This is a genomic window from Dysgonomonas termitidis (assembly GCF_054657735.1).
Genome location: NZ_BAAHYD010000003.1, coordinates 125,296 through 144,167, shown reverse-complemented (window position 1 = coordinate 144,167; position 18,872 = coordinate 125,296). Strand labels below are relative to the sequence as shown.

At 42.7% G+C, this 18,872-nt stretch carries 19 protein-coding genes; 3 read left to right on the top strand and 16 right to left on the bottom strand.

The features are described from left to right. Positions 1-5: 5 nt before the first annotated feature. The 11 genes from rplV to ACYQ3L_RS21755 form a co-directional block, all read right to left on the bottom strand. The gene (gene rplV / locus ACYQ3L_RS21805; RefSeq protein ID WP_379997501.1) at positions 6-413 is read right to left on the bottom strand and encodes a 50S ribosomal protein L22; all 408 of its coding nucleotides are present in this window, start codon (positions 411-413) and stop codon (positions 6-8) included. 46 nt (positions 414-459) lie between these two features. After that, positions 460-729 carry a 30S ribosomal protein S19 gene (rpsS, locus tag ACYQ3L_RS21800; RefSeq protein ID WP_006800257.1) on the bottom strand — a complete coding sequence of 90 codons (270 nt, stop codon included), beginning with the start codon at positions 727-729 and terminating at the stop codon, positions 460-462. A gap of 22 nt (positions 730-751) precedes the next feature. Next, positions 752-1,576 (bottom strand): 50S ribosomal protein L2, encoded by an 825-nt coding sequence (gene rplB / locus ACYQ3L_RS21795; protein WP_379997503.1) that lies wholly within the window; start codon positions 1,574-1,576, stop codon positions 752-754. A 7-nt stretch (positions 1,577-1,583) separates the two neighbouring features. Further along, complete coding sequence (rplW, locus tag ACYQ3L_RS21790; protein WP_379997505.1) at positions 1,584-1,877, bottom strand: 50S ribosomal protein L23; 294 nt, start codon at positions 1,875-1,877, stop codon at positions 1,584-1,586. A gap of 10 nt (positions 1,878-1,887) precedes the next feature. Beyond that, positions 1,888-2,517 carry a 50S ribosomal protein L4 gene (rplD, locus tag ACYQ3L_RS21785; RefSeq protein ID WP_006800260.1) on the bottom strand — a complete coding sequence of 210 codons (630 nt, stop codon included), beginning with the start codon at positions 2,515-2,517 and terminating at the stop codon, positions 1,888-1,890. Next, positions 2,517-3,131: a 50S ribosomal protein L3 gene (rplC, locus tag ACYQ3L_RS21780; protein WP_006800261.1), complete on the bottom strand. Its 615-nt coding sequence runs from the start codon at positions 3,129-3,131 to the stop codon at positions 2,517-2,519. Before rplC ends, rplD begins: the two co-directional genes overlap by 1 nt. Positions 3,132-3,169: 38 nt before the next feature. Continuing rightward, positions 3,170-3,475, bottom strand: a complete 306-nt coding sequence (gene rpsJ / locus ACYQ3L_RS21775) for a 30S ribosomal protein S10 (protein ID WP_006800262.1) — start codon at positions 3,473-3,475, stop codon at positions 3,170-3,172. Positions 3,476-3,568: 93 nt separating this feature from the next. Continuing rightward, positions 3,569-5,692: an elongation factor G gene (gene fusA, locus ACYQ3L_RS21770; protein WP_379997508.1), complete on the bottom strand. Its 2,124-nt coding sequence runs from the start codon at positions 5,690-5,692 to the stop codon at positions 3,569-3,571. Between the two features lie 24 nt (positions 5,693-5,716). Beyond that, positions 5,717-6,193, bottom strand: coding sequence for a 30S ribosomal protein S7 (gene rpsG / locus ACYQ3L_RS21765; RefSeq protein WP_006800264.1), 477 nt, complete (start codon positions 6,191-6,193; stop codon positions 5,717-5,719). Between the two features lie 163 nt (positions 6,194-6,356). After that, positions 6,357-6,779 carry a 30S ribosomal protein S12 gene (gene rpsL / locus ACYQ3L_RS21760; protein ID WP_006800265.1) on the bottom strand — a complete coding sequence of 141 codons (423 nt, stop codon included), beginning with the start codon at positions 6,777-6,779 and terminating at the stop codon, positions 6,357-6,359. A gap of 269 nt (positions 6,780-7,048) precedes the next feature. Beyond that, complete coding sequence (locus ACYQ3L_RS21755; protein ID WP_379997511.1) at positions 7,049-8,449, bottom strand: OmpP1/FadL family transporter; 1,401 nt, start codon at positions 8,447-8,449, stop codon at positions 7,049-7,051. Between the two features lie 386 nt (positions 8,450-8,835). Here ACYQ3L_RS21755 and ACYQ3L_RS21750 point away from each other — a divergent pair, with 386 nt between their 5' ends. Both ACYQ3L_RS21750 and ACYQ3L_RS21745 read left to right on the top strand, forming a co-directional pair. Then, positions 8,836-10,062, top strand: coding sequence for an MFS transporter (locus tag ACYQ3L_RS21750; RefSeq protein ID WP_379997513.1), 1,227 nt, complete (start codon positions 8,836-8,838; stop codon positions 10,060-10,062). A 125-nt stretch (positions 10,063-10,187) separates the two neighbouring features. Continuing rightward, entirely contained in the window at positions 10,188-11,171 is a 984-nt protein-coding gene (locus ACYQ3L_RS21745) for an alpha/beta hydrolase (protein WP_379997515.1), read from the top strand. Between the two features lie 60 nt (positions 11,172-11,231). Here the strand turns inward: ACYQ3L_RS21745 and ACYQ3L_RS21740 are convergent, their stop codons facing one another. Both ACYQ3L_RS21740 and ACYQ3L_RS21735 read right to left on the bottom strand, forming a co-directional pair. Continuing rightward, positions 11,232-11,786 carry an NAD(P)H-dependent oxidoreductase gene (locus tag ACYQ3L_RS21740; RefSeq protein ID WP_379997517.1) on the bottom strand — a complete coding sequence of 185 codons (555 nt, stop codon included), beginning with the start codon at positions 11,784-11,786 and terminating at the stop codon, positions 11,232-11,234. Between the two features lie 167 nt (positions 11,787-11,953). Beyond that, entirely contained in the window at positions 11,954-13,894 is a 1,941-nt protein-coding gene (locus tag ACYQ3L_RS21735) for an NAD(+) synthase (RefSeq protein WP_379997519.1), read from the bottom strand. Positions 13,895-14,697: 803 nt separating this feature from the next. On the opposite strand from ACYQ3L_RS21735, the gene ACYQ3L_RS21730 reads away from it, so the two are divergent. Further along, positions 14,698-15,294: a MarC family protein gene (locus tag ACYQ3L_RS21730; protein WP_006800272.1), complete on the top strand. Its 597-nt coding sequence runs from the start codon at positions 14,698-14,700 to the stop codon at positions 15,292-15,294. A gap of 244 nt (positions 15,295-15,538) precedes the next feature. Here the strand turns inward: ACYQ3L_RS21730 and trxA are convergent, their stop codons facing one another. The 3 genes from trxA to ACYQ3L_RS21715 all read right to left on the bottom strand — a co-directional run bounded on the left by trxA (position 15,539) and on the right by ACYQ3L_RS21715 (position 18,869). Continuing rightward, a complete protein-coding gene (trxA, locus tag ACYQ3L_RS21725; RefSeq protein WP_379997521.1) occupies positions 15,539-16,012 on the bottom strand; it encodes a thioredoxin in 474 nt (157 codons plus the stop codon). A 157-nt stretch (positions 16,013-16,169) separates the two neighbouring features. Further along, entirely contained in the window at positions 16,170-16,394 is a 225-nt protein-coding gene (locus tag ACYQ3L_RS21720) for a hypothetical protein (RefSeq protein WP_379997523.1), read from the bottom strand. Positions 16,395-16,418: 24 nt separating this feature from the next. Further along, complete coding sequence (locus tag ACYQ3L_RS21715) at positions 16,419-18,869, bottom strand: FAD-dependent oxidoreductase (RefSeq protein WP_379997525.1); 2,451 nt, start codon at positions 18,867-18,869, stop codon at positions 16,419-16,421. Between the last annotated feature and the right edge of the window lie 3 nt (positions 18,870-18,872).

The following is an 18,872-nucleotide window of genomic DNA, read 5'->3' as shown; positions in this document are numbered from 1 at the left end:
TGCTATTAATTTTGATTTTCTTTATTTAGTGTATCTACGTGAAGGGTCACATGGTTTGAACGCTTACGTATTCTGTAACCTCTTCCCTGTGGAGCAGGACGCATTCTTTTCAGCATTGCGCCACCATCTACGTTTATCAATGATACAAATAGCTCACCACTTTCTGCTTTACGTTCATTTTTAGCTTCCCAGTTTGCGATAGCTGAACGCAATAGTTTTTCTAATTTGGCAGCAGCTTCTTTATTTGAGTATTTCAATACACCAAGCGCTCTGAATGCCTCCATTCCACGGATCATGTCAGCCACAAGGCGCATTTTGCGTGGTGAAGTCGGTACATCGTTCAACTTGGCAAAAGAAATGGTTTTTTGAGCTTCCTTTCTTTTTTCAGCTGTTATTCTTTTTCTAGCACCCATTATTTTTAATGTTTTCTTTTAATTAATTTATTGGCTTCTGCTCCAATTATTTTTTCTTGTTACCTCCGTGTCCACGGAATGTACGTGTGAGGGAGAATTCTCCTAATTTATGTCCTACCATATTTTCTGTCACATATACCGGAATGAATTTGTTTCCGTTGTGAACAGCAATAGTGTGACCTACAAAGTCAGGAGAGATCATTGAAGCCCTTGCCCATGTCTTAACTACAGCTTTTTTACCTGACTCATTCATGGCCAAGACTTTTTTCTCAAGCTTAACATTAATATACGGGCCTTTTTTTAACGAACGACTCATAATTTCTTAATTAATCAGGTTATTATTTCTTTCTTCTTTCGATTATGTACTTAGAAGAATGTTTCTTAGGAGCTCTAGTCTTAAGACCCTTAGAATACAATCCTTTACGTGATCTTGGGTGTCCTCCCGAAGCGCGACCTTCACCACCACCCATTGGGTGATCGACAGGGTTCATTACAACACCACGGTTGCGAGGGCGACGTCCAAGCCAGCGAGAGCGTCCGGCTTTACCTGATTTTTCAAGAGCATGATCTGAATTACCTACACTGCCTACAGTAGCTTTACAAGCCAATAGGATCTTGCGTGTTTCGCCCGAAGGCATTCTGATGATAGCATAGTCTCCTTCACGGGAAGTCAACTGAGCAAATCCACCTGCCGAACGAACCATTTTAGCTCCTTGTCCGGGACGTAATTCGATATTATGAATAACTGTACCAATCGGAATTTTTGCCAGAGGCAATGTATTTCCGACTTCAGGAGCAGCATCAACTCCCGATATCACTGTCTGACCTACTACCAATCCCTGAGGAGCCAGGATATATGTCTTTGCTCCGTCAGCGTAATATAACAATGCGATACGAGCCGAACGGTTCGGATCGTATTCTATTGATTTTACAGTGGCTGGTATTCCGTCTTTTGTTCTCTTGAAGTCGATTAGCCTCAATTGTCTTTTGTGACCACCACCAAGATAACGCATAGTCATCTTTCCCTGGTTGTTACGGCCACCTGACGCTTTTTTACCGACTACAAGGGATTTTTCTGGTACACTTGCAGTGATTTCTTCGAATGTACCAATAATTTTGTGTCTCTGCCCCGGTGTTGTGGGCTTTAATTTACGTACTGCCATTTTTTATTTAGATATTACTAAAAAAGTCTATACTCTCACCTTGTTTAAGGGTGATTATTGCTTTCTTGAAAGCCGAAGTTTTACCACTGATTACACCTGCTTTAGTGTAACGGCTTTTGCGCTTTCCGTCGTATTTGATCGTGTTCACTGACTCAACTGTTACGCCGTAAAGCTCTTCTATAGCTTTCTTAATCTCCGCTTTGTTTGCATCTGGAGCAACACGAAAACCATAACGATTAGGGAATTTCTCCGAAATCGCAGTTTGTTTTTCTGTTAATATTGGTTTAATTATAATTCCCATAGTATCCTCCTTATGCTTTTAAAAGGTTATCTATAACAGCAACCGATGACTCAGCCAATACCAGACTTGAACAGTTAAGTATTGAGTAAGTATTTAAATCAGAAGCTTTTACAACTTTTACTCTTTCTAAATTACGAGCCGACAAATATACATTTTTATTTTGGTCTGGCAAAACTAGAAGTATCTTTTTATCAGCCACTTGCAAATTTTTAGTCAATGCTACGAAATCCTTAGTTTTCGGCGCATCGAAAGAAAAGTCTTCAACTATTACGATCTGGTTACCTTTTGCTTTGGTAGCAAGAGCAGATTTACGGGCAAGCTGTTTTACTTTCTTATTTAATTTGAAGCTGTAATCTCTTGGTTTTGGACCGAATACACGGGCACCCCCGACCAATACCGGAGAGTTGATGTCACCACGACGTGCACCACCTCCACCTTTCTGGCGGATCAGTTTGCGTGTACTTCCCGACATTTCACTTCTTTCTTTAGATTTGTGAGTCCCCTGACGTTGGTTTGCCAGGTATTGTTTCACATCCAGCCAAAGAACGTGCTCGTTAGGTTCAATTCCATAAATAGCATCGTTCAACGCTACTTTTTTACCGGTATCTTTACCGTTTTTATCTAATACACTCAGTTCCATTATTTCTCAATTATTACGATTGAACCTTTACTTCCCGGTACAGAGCCTTTAATCAACAAAAGATTGTGTTCCGGAATCACTTTAATTACTTCAAGGTTTTGGACAGTTGTGCGTACATTACCCATTTGTCCGCCCATTCTTGTTCCCTTAAATACCTTCGCAGGGTAAGAACAAGCACCGATAGAACCCGGAGCACGAAGACGGTTGTGTTGTCCCAAAGTAGCCTGTCCTACCCCACCGAAATTGTGGCGTTTAACTACCCCCTGGAATCCTTTACCTTTCGATGTTCCGATAACATCTACATACTGTGCGTCTTCCAAGAAGTCTACAGTAAGTACATCGCCTAGTTTGCGACCTTCAATTCCTTTGAACTCGGCCAAGTGTCTTTGAGGTGCTACTCCAGCTTTCTTGAAATGACCGGCTTGCGGCTTGGCTGTGTGTTTGTCTTTCTTTTCAACAAACCCTAGCTGTAAAGCTTCGTAACCGTCTTTCTCAACTGTTTTTACCTGAGTAACAACACAAGGACCCACTTCGATAACAGTGCATGGAATATTTTTTCCCTCGGCACTGAAAACGGATGTCATTCCGATTTTTTTTCCTAATAATCCTGGCATTTCTCTTAATTATTTATTTAAACTAGTATAAAAATTCATCAAACTTTGATTTCAACTTCAACGCCACTTGGCAACTCAAGTTTCATCAGCGCATCTACTGTTTTAGCTGTAGAGCTGTAGATATCGATCAGTCTTTTATAAGAAGACAGCTCAAATTGCTCGCGGGACTTCTTGTTAACGAAAGTTGAACGGTTTACAGTAAAGATACGTTTGTGTGTTGGTAACGGAATTGGACCGCTGACTACTGCACCTGTTGCTTTTACCGTTTTAACGATTTTCTCGGCAGACTTGTCTACCAGCATGTAATCGTAAGATTTTAGTTTAATCCTGATTTTTTGACTCATTGTCTGTTTTTAATTAGTTATTCAAAAATTTATTGTATAAAATAGATTCAGACTGCGATTAAGAGTCATTTACTAACCGCAGTCTGGATTTTATTATTTGATCAGATCGACACGTCCTTTAACCTCAGTCAATACCTGGCGCGCAATCGACGGAGATACTACCTCGTAGTGAGAGAACGTCATAGCTGAAGTTGCCCTACCTGATGTAATTGTTCTCAACGACGTTACATAGCCAAACATTTCCGCCAAAGGCACTTTCGCTTTCACGATGCGTGCGCCGGAACGGCTCGATTCCATACCTTCTACTTGCCCGCGGCGTTTGTTCAGGTCGGAAATCACATCACCCATACTTTCTTCCGGAGTAACGACCTCCAGTTTCATGATAGGTTCCTGTAATACCGGGCTTGCTTTCTCACAAGCATTTTTGAAAGCAAACTTAGCTGCAAGTTCGAATGACAACTGGTCAGAGTCCACTGTATGGTATGAACCGTCTACAAGGACTACTTTCAGTTTATCAAGCGCATATCCTGCAAGTACACCATTTTTCATTGCAGCAGCAAATCCTTTCTGTACAGAAGGGATAAATTCTTTCGGAACGTTACCACCTTTTACTTCATCGATGAATTGCAATTCACCTTCAAAGCCTGCATCTGTAGGACCAACTTTAACAATGATATCGGCAAACTTACCACGACCTCCCGATTGTTTCTTATAAACTTCGCGAAGCTCCACTGTCTGGGAGATCGCTTCTTTATAGGATACCTGAGGGCGTCCCTGGTTACATTCTACTTTGAACTCGCGTTTCAGACGGTCAATGATAATTTCCAGGTGAAGCTCACCCATACCTTCGATGATTGTCTGGCCTGAATCTTCATCGGTATGCACACGGAATGTCGGATCTTCTTCTGATAGTTTAGCAAGACCATTAGAAAGCTTATCCACATCCTTTTGAGTGATAGGCTCAATTGCTATTCCGATAACCGGTTCAGGGAAGTCCATAGACTCAAGAACGATAGGATGGTTCTCATCACACAATGTATCACCTGTACGGATATCTTTAAATCCTACACCTGCGCCTATATCACCACAACCAATCACATCCTTCGGATTCTGTTTGTTTGAGTGCATCTGGAATAGACGGGAAATACGTTCTTTCTTTTCGGAACGGGTATTATATACATAAGAACCGGCTGCCAGTTCTCCCGAATATACACGGAAGAAACATAAACGTCCTACAAACGGGTCAGTAGCGATCTTAAACGCCAAAGCACACATAGGTTCGTCCGGACTAGGGTGACGTACGATTGTATTTCCGTTTCTCGGATCTGTACCTTCGATAGCTAATGTATCGATAGGGCTGGGAAGGAATTTACATACGCCGTCCAGTAATGGCTGTACACCTTTGTTTTTGAATGAAGAACCGCAAAACATCGGGTTGATCTGCATTGAAAGAGTTCCTATACGAAGTGCTGCAAGAATTTCGTCTTCAGTAATGGAAGAAGGATCATCGAAGAATTTCTCCATCAGTGTTTCATCACATTCAGCGGCTTTTTCAAGCATTTTTTCTCTCCACTCCTGAGCTTCCGCCAGGTATTCTGCCGGAATTTCATCCAGTTCGTAGTCAGCGCCCATAGTTTCATCGTGCCAGTACATCGCCTTCATTTTCACTAAGTCGACGATTCCTTTGAAGTTTTCTTCTGCACCGATAGGAATCTGTACCGGACAAGGATTTCCGTTCAGCATTTCTTTTATCTGGCGAACTACTTCAAAAAAGTCTGCACCCGAACGGTCCATCTTATTCACATAACACATACGAGGCACATCGTATTTGTCAGCCTGACGCCACACTGTTTCCGACTGGGGCTCTACCCCGCTTACGGCATCGTAAGCAGCGATAGCTCCGTCGAGGATACGGAGTGAACGCTCTACCTCTACCGTAAAGTCAACGTGTCCGGGAGTATCTATAAGGTTGATTTTAAACACCTCATTATTATACTTCCAGCTCGCAGTGGTAGCAGCAGATGTGATGGTGATACCACGTTCCTGTTCTTGTTCCATCCAGTCCATAGTGGCAGCGCCATCATGTACCTCACCGATCTTATGAGTAAGACCTGTGTAGAACAAAATACGTTCGGAGGTAGTGGTTTTACCGGCATCAATGTGAGCCATGATGCCTATATTTCTTGTATTTCTTAAATTGTCGATAATTTTTGCCATCGGTTTATAGCTCTTTCCTTTTTGTTAAAATCTGAAATGAGCGAAAGCACGGTTAGCCTCAGCCATTTTGTGCATATCCTCTTTTCTTTTATATGCGCCTCCCTGGCCATTAAATGCATCCGTAATTTCAGCGCCTAATTTATCAGCCATAGTCTTCCCGCCTCTCTTACGAGCATACAGGATAAGATTTTTCATACAGATTGATTCTTTGCGATCAGGGCGAATTTCGGTAGGAACCTGAAATGTTGCACCACCTACACGGCGAGACTTCACTTCTACTTGCGGAGTTACATTATCCAATGCTGCTTTCCATATCTCAAGAGCAGACTTTTCTTCGTTTGGTAGTTTTTTCTTTACAATTTCTAATGCTGTATAGAAAATATCGAACGCAGTCGATTTTTTACCATCGTACATCAAGTGGTTAACAAATTTTGTAACCTTTACATCACCGAAAACAGGATCCGGGAGGATCTGTCTTTTCTTTGGTTTTGCCTTTCTCATTGTTTACTTAAAAAAATTTTGTTTTTGTTTTTGGTTGCCAATTTTCTGATGTCTTCAACGGTTCCGCCGAACCATTTACTCAACCCATGTATAGCCTATCCAATAAACTTAAACCGTTTTAATACTTAATTAAAAATCTCGGTTAAAGGGATTGCTTCAGGGATTATTTTTTCTTACCCCCTTTAGCTGGTGCACCTTTAGCTGGCGCTGCTCCCGGTTTAGGACGTTTTGCTCCGTACTTAGAGCGACGTTGTGTACGACCGTTAACACCGGCTGTATCCAATGTTCCGCGAACAATGTGATAACGAACTCCGGGCAGGTCTTTCACACGGCCACCTCTAACAAGTACAATCGAGTGCTCCTGCAAGTTATGCCCTTCTCCGGGAATATAAGCATTAACCTCTTTTGTGTTTGTTAAGCGCACACGTGCTACTTTACGCATCGCTGAGTTAGGTTTCTTAGGAGTAGTTGTGTACACGCGAATACAAACACCTCTGCGTTGAGGGCAAGAATCCAATGCACGGGATTTACTCTTTTCAACCAAAACAGTACGTCCTTTTCTTACTAATTGTTGAATCGTAGGCATCTTGTTTTAATCTTTAGAACTTTAAATTCAATTTTTATTATACATTTTACTTTACCGAATAACACAATAAACAGAAGCTATTTCAATGACAATCAAATGTTTGCCACCAAAACAAGCCTCTTTTCATGCTTTATTCGGGTTGCAAATGTAGACATAATCAGTAAGATACACAAATAATTACAAAAGAAAATGAATATATCTGCCTAAAATACAAAGGCGGGGAAGCCTGCCGCTTCCCCGCCTTCATTATATTATCTATATCAAAGTTTTCAGAACGAGAAATCTACCCCGGCTGCAAATACTTTATTGGTACGGGAGAATACATCTTTACCCGAAAGGTAGACGACAGGGTCTGATCCCGGAATGGAAGCATATTTTGCATTTTCTTTGTCCCAATCGGAATAGGTTGTCCAGAAATAGCCTATATTTATCATTACATTCTTTGCTACATTCACAGCACCACCAAAACCTATCGAGTATGAGTTGATAGAGAAGCTAAGATCCTTTTGGTAATCATCTGTAACCCCATATCGTGTTATCTGTCCGCCTGCACTAACCAGAAACATACTATTTATACGAAATTCAAGTCCTGCAAGATATTCATTTGTACCTCCATTAATAAATTTTTGCTTATCATCAGCCATTTTAGCGTCCGAATCAAAGAAATGATGATAGCCAACACTAGCCAGGAATTGAGGTGTTATCTGATATGATGCTCCGACTGTAAACAAAGAAGGTATATCATGCGGAGTATTTACACCATCCTTAAACTGCGCCAGTCCTCCATCTTTGCCATCTATTGTTTTACTTTCAACATTAAGGCTTGTTTTAAATTCATACTTCATACCAATATTAAGAGCCTTACAATTAAAGTTTAGTCCAAGGATAGGCGCAACTCCCCATCCTGTTTGCTTATTATCAATTTCTCTGTCAGCAACCATAGCAGCCAGTTCCGGTTTTCCTGCAGCTGTAAGGAAATCAGTAGCAAGCATCATCCCCCCCGTAGGGTTTACCAGTGGATGCTGTGGATTTACTTTTACATTTTTCAGATAGCCTTCGTAGCCATTATTCACGATATTGAGGCGGAAGCCGGCATATGCGGAAAACATATCATTGATTGCATAACTCCCACCCATCTGAGCTCCATAGATAAATGACGACCCTCTCATATATGCATCGACAGAATATTGAGTTGTAGGTACCCCCATTGCACTTATTGCTGTAGGCAATACTGCCAGCTGTGATTCAAAAGACGGTAAGCCATCATTAAATGTAGCCTTACCACCGCCTCCTGTAACCGCGATATTTCCGGAGAGCACCCATTTCCCTGTTTTATAGGCAGCTTGCAGGCTCGGTATTATCGGCGCCGAGGCCGTTCCCTTGAATTCTTTTGTAGCATTGCCGCCATATCCTGCGAAAGGCGCGAAAGTGGAAGTAATTGTCCTTGTCTGGAAAGCACTTTGATTGGAAAACGAAAAGTGGAATCCATCGTTCAGCTTCACCAGTCCGGCCGGATTAGTATATGCCGCATCGATCTGCAATGAAGCATCGCGGGCAACCATTCTGATAAAGTGGGCACTTTGATTGGTATTGGTCAATATTCCTCCTGCGAAAATAAAAGAGGCCTGACATAGAGATAAAATGGTTATCAGTATCGATTTCTTATTCATTATTAATAAAATTAGTTAAATGAGGGGACAAAGATATGAGTATTATATTAGTTTCAAAAGAAACCATGTTAAAAATATGACTTTATCTTACTGATAATCAAATATTTGTTGTCTATGCAACTAAATTAAATATCTAATATCTTGACTCAATAACATTTACATTCAAGAAAAAAAATGTACCTTTGCAACACTAAAAAACGATATAACTATGAGACTTATACGTCTTTTCACCATTCTCTATCACTGAGGGATTCCTCATTCCTCACAATCCTTAATTTTAATTAAGGTAAAATCATTTTCACACACATTTGTTTAATAAACAGCAAATCGCAGACATATACCGGTTTGTTTAACACACAGCTCTTTATAGCAGAGTAACTATATTTATGAATAATTGGAAAAGAACGTTTATCATCATATGGTCGGGACAGTTTTTCTCTACACTGACCAGTTCCATAGTGGGTTTTGCAGTTGTATTCTGGCTTAGTATAAAAACCGGTTCGCCCGAAGTCCTGGCCTCAGCCATGATTGCCGTACTGCTTCCTTTCATTATTCTCGGCCTGTTCACAGGGGTATATGTAGACCGCTGGGACAGAAAACGCACAATGATACTTGCCGACAGCTTTGTTGCTCTCTGTTCGGCAGCACTGGGAATTCTTTTTTATCTGGAAATGACCCCTTTGTGGCTCATCTACCTTCTGCTGGCATTACGCTCGGCAGGCAGCGCATTCCATATGCCTGCCATGCAGGCATCCGTCCCGTTGCTGGCTCCCGAGAGCGAGTTGATGCGCATTGCGGGAATAAACCAGATGATACAGTCCATCAGCAATATTGCGGGCCCGGCGCTGGGTGCTGTACTCATATCGCTTTTAAGCATGACTTATGTAATGATGTTCGATGTGTTGGGTGCGGCAATAGCTTGTACCTCTCTCTTATTTGTTAAAATACCAAATCCGGAAAAGAAAGAGGACATCGAGCCTAACGTATGGCTGGAGGTGAAAGAGGGGGTCAGGCACCTGTTTATGAACAGGGGAATTACCTATCTTATGGTATCGGTAATAGGGATCACATTCTTTATAGTGCCTATTGCAGCCCTTTACCCGCTGATGACGACAAGTTACTTCGGTGGAAATGCCTACCAGATGGGGCTGGTGGAAACGGCATGGGGTATCGGCATGCTGGTAGGAGGAGCAGTCCTCAGCCTCAAATTTATGAAGACTACGAATAAGGTTGTAAGTATGAATATCGTAGCCATGGGGCTGGGTATAACATATTGGGCCATGGGCATATTACCTACGTCAGGCTTCGCCATGTTTGTTGTACTGACCTCTATCAGCGGGGTGGCAGGTTCCATATACTGGAGCTCTTTCACAGTAATATTGCAAACCAAAATAGATCCCGCCGCGCTGGGGCGTGTATTTTCCATATACGATAGTGTAAGCCTGCTGCCAACGATACCGGGATTACTTGCCACGGGATTTATTGCCGAAAAAATAGGGCTTCTCAATGCATTTATCATAGCAGGAGTGGCAACCCTTGCCATAGGTGCAATTGCCAGTTTCATTCCTGTAATAAAAAGACTAGGCTATACTACGAAGGGAGCGAAAGAATGAATCCGTTAAATTAACGTAATTAAATAGCCCCTTTATCCGGATCATAAAACTAATAGCCGAAAGTAAATGTTGTAATTGAATACAAAGGTTTACTTCGCATAATTAACCCCTTAATTATATTGGCTATGAGTAATGATATAAAAAAGCCTCTGAACTATCTGGAGGACCCGCACCTTAGTAAGAAAACCAAAGCTTTTCTTAAAGTATTGAATGCCGCCGGCAAGCCGGTAGAATCGCTCCCTGTACCCGATGCCCGCAATGTACTGATACAAGCACAGGCTTCTGTAAAGGTAGATTTGTCGGGAATCGACGAATCGGAAAAGACAATCACAGCGGACGGATATACGATCAAGTTGAACATAGTACGTCCGAAAGGAGTAAAGGACAAACTACCCGTATTTATCTTTATTCATGGCGGAGGATGGGTATTAGGCGACTATCCGACACATCAGCGTCTCGTGCGTGATTTGGTCGTAGAATCAGGATACGCTTCCGTTTTTGTAAACTATTCATTATCACCCGAAGCTAAATTTCCGCAGGCTGTCAACGAAGTGTATGCTGCTACAAAGTGGGTTGCAACCCACGGCGACGAAATCAACGTAGACGGTAAACGGCTGGCTGTAGTAGGCAACAGTGCCGGAGGGAACATGACTACTGTTACCTGCATCAAGGCTAAAGAGAATAACGGGCCCCATATCAAGGTACAGATACTTCTATGGCCTGTCACCGATGCAAGCACCGATTATGAGTCATTCAAACTATATGGTAAAGAGAGATTCCTCACAACATCCCTCCTCGACTGGATGGCAGGACAATACATCTCAAAACCTGAAGATGCCAAAAGTATTTACCTGTCCCCATTATTAGCATCCATAGAGCAACTCAAAGATTTGCCGCCCACCCTTATAGAAGTAGCTGAAAACGACATACTTAGGGATGAAGGCGAAGCCTACGGGCGAAAACTGGATGAAGCCGGCGTGGATGTAACCACTGTACGGTTCAATAGTGCAATCCATGACTGGGGCATGCTCAACGGGCTAGCCGATACACCGGAAACGAAAGCACTGATCCTGTTGTCCGCTGCGACACTGAAAAAATATCTGAAATAAAAAATTCGCAATATAACATAGAGACGGCTGTTCAAATTGAATAGCTGTTCTCTTATCAGATCACCAGATCTCCTGTGAAGTCTGTATAAATTGACTCACAATATTCCTGTACTGTTCTACACCGATAGAAATATTTTTAGCGGAATTGGCTGTCCCTATCCCGTATACAACCAGAGGCGTTTTCCAGACCATGCCCGCATATATAGCTCCCGCCTGATAAGGACGCAGCAATTCATCCACTGTAAAGCCTATTTTGCCTCCGCTCCTGTATGCCTCCTGATTCCATCCGGTCGTGGTAACCACCATAAACGGTTTACCTGCGATAGCCGGAGTTTTTGCCAAAGAATTCATCACCTCGTCTTGCCACTCTTTTAGTTTCGCAGGTGCAGACATCCAGTAGAAAGGGAATTGAAAAATGACAAATGATGCTTTGGCCATAATATTCGCCCAATCCGTAACTGTATATTCCTTATCGCCATATAAGTTGTACAAATCTACATCGACAGGGTTATATACGGCATCCAGCAAGGCTTTATTAGCTTCCGATTCGTTCCAGTCAGGGTGTGCCAATAGAATGACAACCTTATTCTTTTCATTTCTGTTTTCCAGTTCCATGTGTGATTTTTTTAGAATTAGAATGCGAAGTTCTCCTTCTACAAATATACATTTTTTTTCAATAGTGTTATCTTCAATGTAATATTTGATTAAAAATTTTGCTTTATCTGGTAAAGTTACCTATATTACTCACAGGCAAACTATTACATATATTACACAGAAGCAAATCAAAGCAATGTATCCAGCTGTTTCATCCACAAAGCCACTGCGGCATCGCTCGGCATACGCCAGTCACCCCGTGGCGACAGGTTGACCGAACCCACTTTCGGCCCGTCGGGCAGGCAAGAGCGTTTAAACTGCTGGGAAAAGAACCGCCGGAAGAATGTCCGGAGCCATTTCAGTATCACTTCATTTTCATACTGCCCCCTGAATGCATGTTTTGCCAGATAATAGATTTTAGCAGGGGAGAAACCGAAACGAAGTACATAATATAAAAAGAAATCGTGCAGAATATAAGGTCCTACCACATCTTCTGTTCTCTGTGCTATTGTCCCATCCTCCGCCGCAGGCAGCAATTCGGGGCTGACAGGTGTATCCACCACATCTTCCAAAATTATTTTTGACGCTCGATCCATCTGTGTTTCAGCAACCCACGACACAAGGGTACGCACCAGTGTTTTCGGAATACCCGTGTTCACGGCATACATCGACATATGGTCACCGTTGTAAGTACACCAGCCCAGAGCCAGCTCTGAAAGGTCACCTGTACCGACAACCAGGCCATTCACCTTGTTGGCATAGTCCATCAGTATCTGTGTACGTTCGCGCGCCTGTGAATTTTCGTATGTTATATCATGTATGCCTGCATCATGCTCTATATCTTTGAAATGCTGGACAACCGCGTCCCTAATCGATATCTCTTTGATAGTAACACCTAATGACCGCATCAGCTTTATGGCATTGGTATAGGTACGGTCGGTAGTTCCGAATCCGGGCATTGTAATACCATAGATACCTTCGCGAGACAGGTTCAGTTTATCAAATGTCTTCACCAGTACCAGTAATGCAAGGGTAGAATCGAGTCCGCCCGACACGCCTATCACAGCGGTCTTGCCATTCACATGCAGCATCCTCTTTGCCAGACCGCCCACCTGCATGGAAAAGATTTCATCGCAGCGTTCGTCCAGTGTAGCATCCTGTGCCGGGACAAACGGGGTGGACGAAACATAGCGGTTGAGTGCAAATTCTTTTTCCTCCTTATTTATATCTATGTCTATCTCTTCGAATTGTATATTATCCAACACCCTGTACTCTGATAATGAGAATGATTTATTTCTCAACCTGTCATTTCTCAACCGTTCTATATCTATATCTGCCGTTATCAGCTGGCTGTCGAATGAGAAGCGTTCCGCTTCGGCAAGTACAGACCCGTTCTCGGCTATCAGACTGCTGCCTGCAAAAATAATATCGGTAGTGGATTCTCCAGCTCCGGCAGCTGCATAGACATACCCGGCAATGCAACGAGCCGACTGCTGATTCACCAGCGCTTTGCGATATGCATGCTTTCCTGTGGTCTCATTACTTGCCGACAGGTTGAATATAACTTCAGCTCCGCTCAACGCAGATGCACAGGAAGGAGGAACAGGCGTCCACAAATCTTCACATATTTCTATGGCAAAGCTGAATCCGGGCGTTCTGAATATCAGATTAATTCCTACAGGCACACACTGCCCGCAGAGGGATGCCGACTGTGCTTTCAATTCCTCTGACGAAGAAAACCAGCGTTTTTCGTAAAACTCATTATAATTGGGCAGGAACGTTTTCGGTACTGCTCCACGAATATACCCGGCACCGATAACTACCGCCATATTATAAAGTCTGCCCGATATTTCGACCGGCACGCCTACAATGGCTGTAACTGACAAGTCACGTGTAGCATCACATATTCGTTGCAGTGACTTCTCCGCTTCTTCGAGAAGCAGCCTTTGCAGAAACAGGTCGCCGCAGGTGTAGGCCGTGATGCCCAATTCGGGGAATACAATGACCGAAACACCCTTACTTTGCGCTTCATTTATTTGTTTCAGTATCTCGTCTGTATTATAGTCACAATCCGCCACCTTCAGTGAAGGGCTGGCAGCCGCAACGCGGACAAATCCGTAGTTATTCATATGAGCAATATATTTTTACAATCACAAACTTACAAAAGTTTTTTATGTTGTTTATCAGTTTCTTTTAGACAAACCCATGAAAATTGGTAACTTCTATAATTATCAGTTATTTTTTACATTAATTAACCATATATTGTTAAAACCTGACACTTCTGACACATTTTTCATTATTTTTATTCTGTCATTTTTGCATTCATTAACCATGTATGGCTAAATATCTTCGCCGCAAGGGACACAAAGGTTTACACAAAGAACACTATATAAAAGGTAACTTTTCAGTAAACAGTCATCAGTTAACAATAAACAACCTGTAAGATGTAAAAACTTTGCGTCTTTGCGTGAAACAAAACAGGGCGCCAGCTAACTCGTAACTATTTCAAAAAAGTTACAAAAGTTACACTTTTTCCACTATTTTATTATCTGTTACTTTTTCCCTCTATGTAAGTCCCCCTTTGGGACAGGGCTGTTAAGTTCTGGATTCTGTTCCATTATTTTCTGCTGTCATCCTGAGTGGAACGAAGGATCTCGACCCTGAGAAACGGGATGTTTGCCTCGCCTTCGCTTCGGCGATTTGCAATTCACTTCGTTCAACATGACACAGAGGGTATAAGAAATCAGAACTTAACAGCCCTGCCCCGGAGGGGAGATTGGAGGGGCCAATCAATACTTCAAAGAACTACAAGCTAACAGCTAAAGGCTAATAGCTTACTATTACATAGATAAACTTCTACAAAAAGAATAAAACCTCATGCATTTGAACCAAAAATATATACCTTTGTTATATCTTAAAAAAAGTAAATATTATGGGATTCGATATCAGTTTAACGCAAATCTTAAGTGCATTTGTTGTCTTGTTCGTTCTAATCGACGTATCGGGCTCTATCCCTATATTTCTGAGTTTCAAGGGAGAAGGACGGGATGTTAACCCATTACAGGCAGCTATCTACTCATTTATCATAATGACAGCTTTCCTGTTTATCGGAAACTGGGTATTGAAATTATTCAATGTCGATGTCTCATCCTTTGCCGTTGCCGGAGCACTGGTTATCTTCATCATATCCATAGAGATGATATTCGGCGTGGAAGTTTTCAAAAATGATGCTCCTGGCGGCTCAAAGACACTTGTCCCCATTGTTTTTCCCTTAATAGCCGGACCCGGTACATTTACGGTGTTGTTATCTATGCGTGCAGAATATGATGTATCGAATATTATTATCGCCCTGTTCCTGAATATGATAATCGTATTCCTTGTGCTCAGGTACCTCAATGTAGTGGAAAAGATACTGGGCATAGGCGGAGTCTACGTCCTGCGAAAATTTTTCGGGGTCATCGTTATGGCGATTGCCGTAAGGTTATTTACCGCAAACATCAATGCACTGCTGGACAGCTTGCAGCAATAAATAGAAGAGGCTGTCCCAAAAGTAATATTACACTATCAAAGTGTTACCCTCTTTGTCATTGGCTCCGCTTCGCTCTGCCGAACGTTGTTTCTGAGTGTAACGAAGAATCTCGGCCCTCCGGATACGAGATGTTTCACTCCGTTCAACATGACAAAATGATATGAAAAAATACTTTTGGGACAACCTCTTCTCTATATTAATTTTAGTCGTATCGTCAATAAAAATCAATGATTGGCATAATATATTATTTCTTCAATAACACCTTATCTATGGCCTCTTTCAGTGCAGGCTTAGGCAATGCGCCCTGGGCCATCTGAGGCTGTTCCTCACCCATAGGCACAAACAACAGGCTCGGGATACTTCTGATTCCGAACAAGGCTGCAAGTTCCTGTTCTTCCTCCGTATTTATCTTATATATATAAATCTCGCCGTCATATTCTGCTGCCAGTTCTTCCAGTACGGGAGCAATGGCTTTACACGGGCCACACCAGTCGGCATAAAAGTCTATCAGCGCGGGTTTATCGCCCAGATATTTGAATTCACCCGGATTAGCCTCATAATTAGCTACTTTTTTCAAAAAGTCTATTTTATTCAAATGTATTGTTTTCATTTTAGTCTCCTTTTTTGCTGGTTCTTTTGTTTGAGTATTCTTTGTTTGTCCGTTGCAGGAACTGAATGTCAGTCCGGCTATAAACAGCGTCAATAAAATATGTTTCATAACTTCCTTCTGTTATTTTTCGTTTGTTTTTTCTGTTGTCTGTTCATAATCCACAGTGCTGGCCTGGCAGTATCCTGTAACACAACACGATGATAAAATATAGATTATAAGCATTGCAAATACCATGCCCTTAATACAGACAGGCAGCATACTCCATTTATTCACTATCTTGCTCATTCCTTGTTTCTTTTCTGAAAAGGCTGAGCAGCAAGCCTCCTGTCACTGCTCCCCAGATCATACTGCTTACAGGTGAAGCCGTAATAGGACATGTACCGCTGCTGCACCCGATAAAGTACCAGTACAGATAACCGGTGACAGCGCCGGAAGCGGCTCCGGCGAGATATGTCCAGTTTCGTTTCAATATGGTTATTATTTTCTCCATTGGTCAAAGATAATTTAATATTTCTCAAATAAATAAATTCACATTGGCATTCTCAGCCCTGTCGAGATAAGCAGCCACACCGCCGATGGTGACACCGTCCATCAGTTCCTCTCTCTTTATCCCCATTACATCCATCGACATGGAACAGGCTATAAATTCCACTCCATTATCTTTTGCCTGTTGCATCAGGCTTTCGAGGCTGTCGATACGCTTATCTTTCATTATCATACGCATCATTTTGCTGCCCATTCCACCCATATTCATCTTTGAAAGGCTTAGCTTTTTACTGCTCGACGGCAACATAAGGCCGAACATCTTACCCATAAAGTCTTTCTTTACGGCTGGCTTTTCCACCTTCTTTATCACATTCAGTCCCCAGAATGTAAAGAATATACTCACTTTCTTGCCCGAAGCCACCGCTCCGTTGGCTATAACAAAAGAGGCTAAGGCACGGTCGAGATCATCGCTGAAAACGATGAGTGTTTTATTATCTCCGCAGGCGACTGCCTTCTCAGATCTTTCGTCTGCGGGCTGTTTCTCCACAACAGCAGTAATTACTCCCCCTGCATTCTCCATGCCGAGAACTTTAGCGCCCACCATACGGCTCCATCCATTGAGGTCTTCGCCGAAAGCCTGGTCGGTCACTTTTATTTCGAGGCGGTCACCCGCTTCTATACTGTCATAGTTCTTTTTGAGTTGCATTATCGGTCCGGGGCATTGCAGCCCACAGGCATCTATGGCGATCGTTTTCATATTGGTGAATTGTTGTGTTGCAGGTTTATTTTCTTCTTTAGCTGATGCACATATATTGTTTGAACCAGAATAATCTTCCGTGGCACAGAAATATGTTTTATATCCTCCCGACAGGTTGAAAATATCTTTATATCCGTGTTGCGCCAAAATGCGATAGGCAATATATCCTCGTAGTCCTACAGCACAATATAATACAATCTTCTTATCTTTCGGTATTTCCGGCAGGCGGCTGCGCATCTCGTCCACGGGAATATTTACCGAGCCGGCGATGTGTCCGAACTGATGTTCTTCCGCAGTACGGGTATCGATAATAAATACATCCTGTCTATCCTGCTTTTTCAGTTCATCCCACTGAATGATATTTACTTTCTTCCTCAAAATATTATCCGCTACAAAGCCTGCCATATTAACAGGATCTTTCGCCGAGGAATAAGGCGGAGCATAAGCATGTTCCACTTCCTGCAGATCGTAAATAGTACCTCCCTTTTTTATTACTTGCGCAAACAGGTCGATGCGCTTATCCACACCGTCGAAGCCTACTGCCTGAACACCTAACAACTTACCGTCGTCAGGTGAAAAATTGATTTTCACAGACAGGGGCAAGGCATCGGGATAATAACCTGCATGCGAACTCCCGTGTGTATAGGAAGTAATATGAGGAATATTTTCCCTGTCCAGCAATTTGGACGAAGCTCCTGTGGCGGCAACCGTAAGGTCGAACACCTTGGCTATGGATGTACCTATTGTGCCGGCATACTTATATTTATTATTTTCGAGAATATTGTCCGCTACTATACGCGCCTGCTTATTGGCAGGGCCGGCAAGGGGAATAAGGGCATGTTTACCGATTACGGGGTTGAACACTTCTACTGCATCGCCCAACGCATACACATCCTTATCCGACGTCTGCATATAGTCGTTTACCTTAATCCCGCCGAGCGAACCAAGTTCAAGACCGGCATCTTTTGCCAGCTTTGTTTCGGGACGGACACCGATACTAAGGATAACCATACCGGCATCCAACGCAACTCCCTTTTCCAATAAGACTTTCAGGTTATCTCCTTCCGGTTCAAAACCTGTCACCCCTTCTTCAAGATAGAGCGATACGCCTTTTTGCCTTAGGTGCTGATGTACCATAGCAGCCATTGCATAGTCCAGTGGCGCCATCACCTGATTGCCTTTTTCCACCACAGACACCTTAATCCCTGCATCATGTAGGTTTTCCACCATCTCCAGACCGATAAAACCGCCACCGATAACAACGGCAGTTTTGGGTTTATGCTGATCTATATAGTCTTTTATCTTATCCATATCGGGCACATTACGCAGAGAGAATATCCGGCCGTCATGAAGACCCGTCAAGGGCGGTTTTATCGGTTCTGCCCCGGTGGATACAATCAGCTTATCGTAACTTTCGATATAATTGTCTCCGGTAGTTAAATCATGCACCGTCACTGTTTTACTTCTGGTATCGATGCCTGTAACTTCCGACTTTACCCGTATATCTATATTGAACCGGCCGGTAAAGCCATCTACAGTCTGCACAAACAACCTGTCACGCTCGCTTATCGTCCCGCCGATATGATATGGCAGCCCGCAATTCGCATAGGATACATATTCACCCCGCTCGAATAATATAATTTCCGCGTCTTCATCCATACGCCTGAGCCTTGCTGCCGCTGTCGCCCCTCCGGCAACTCCTCCTATTATAAGTACTTTCATAAT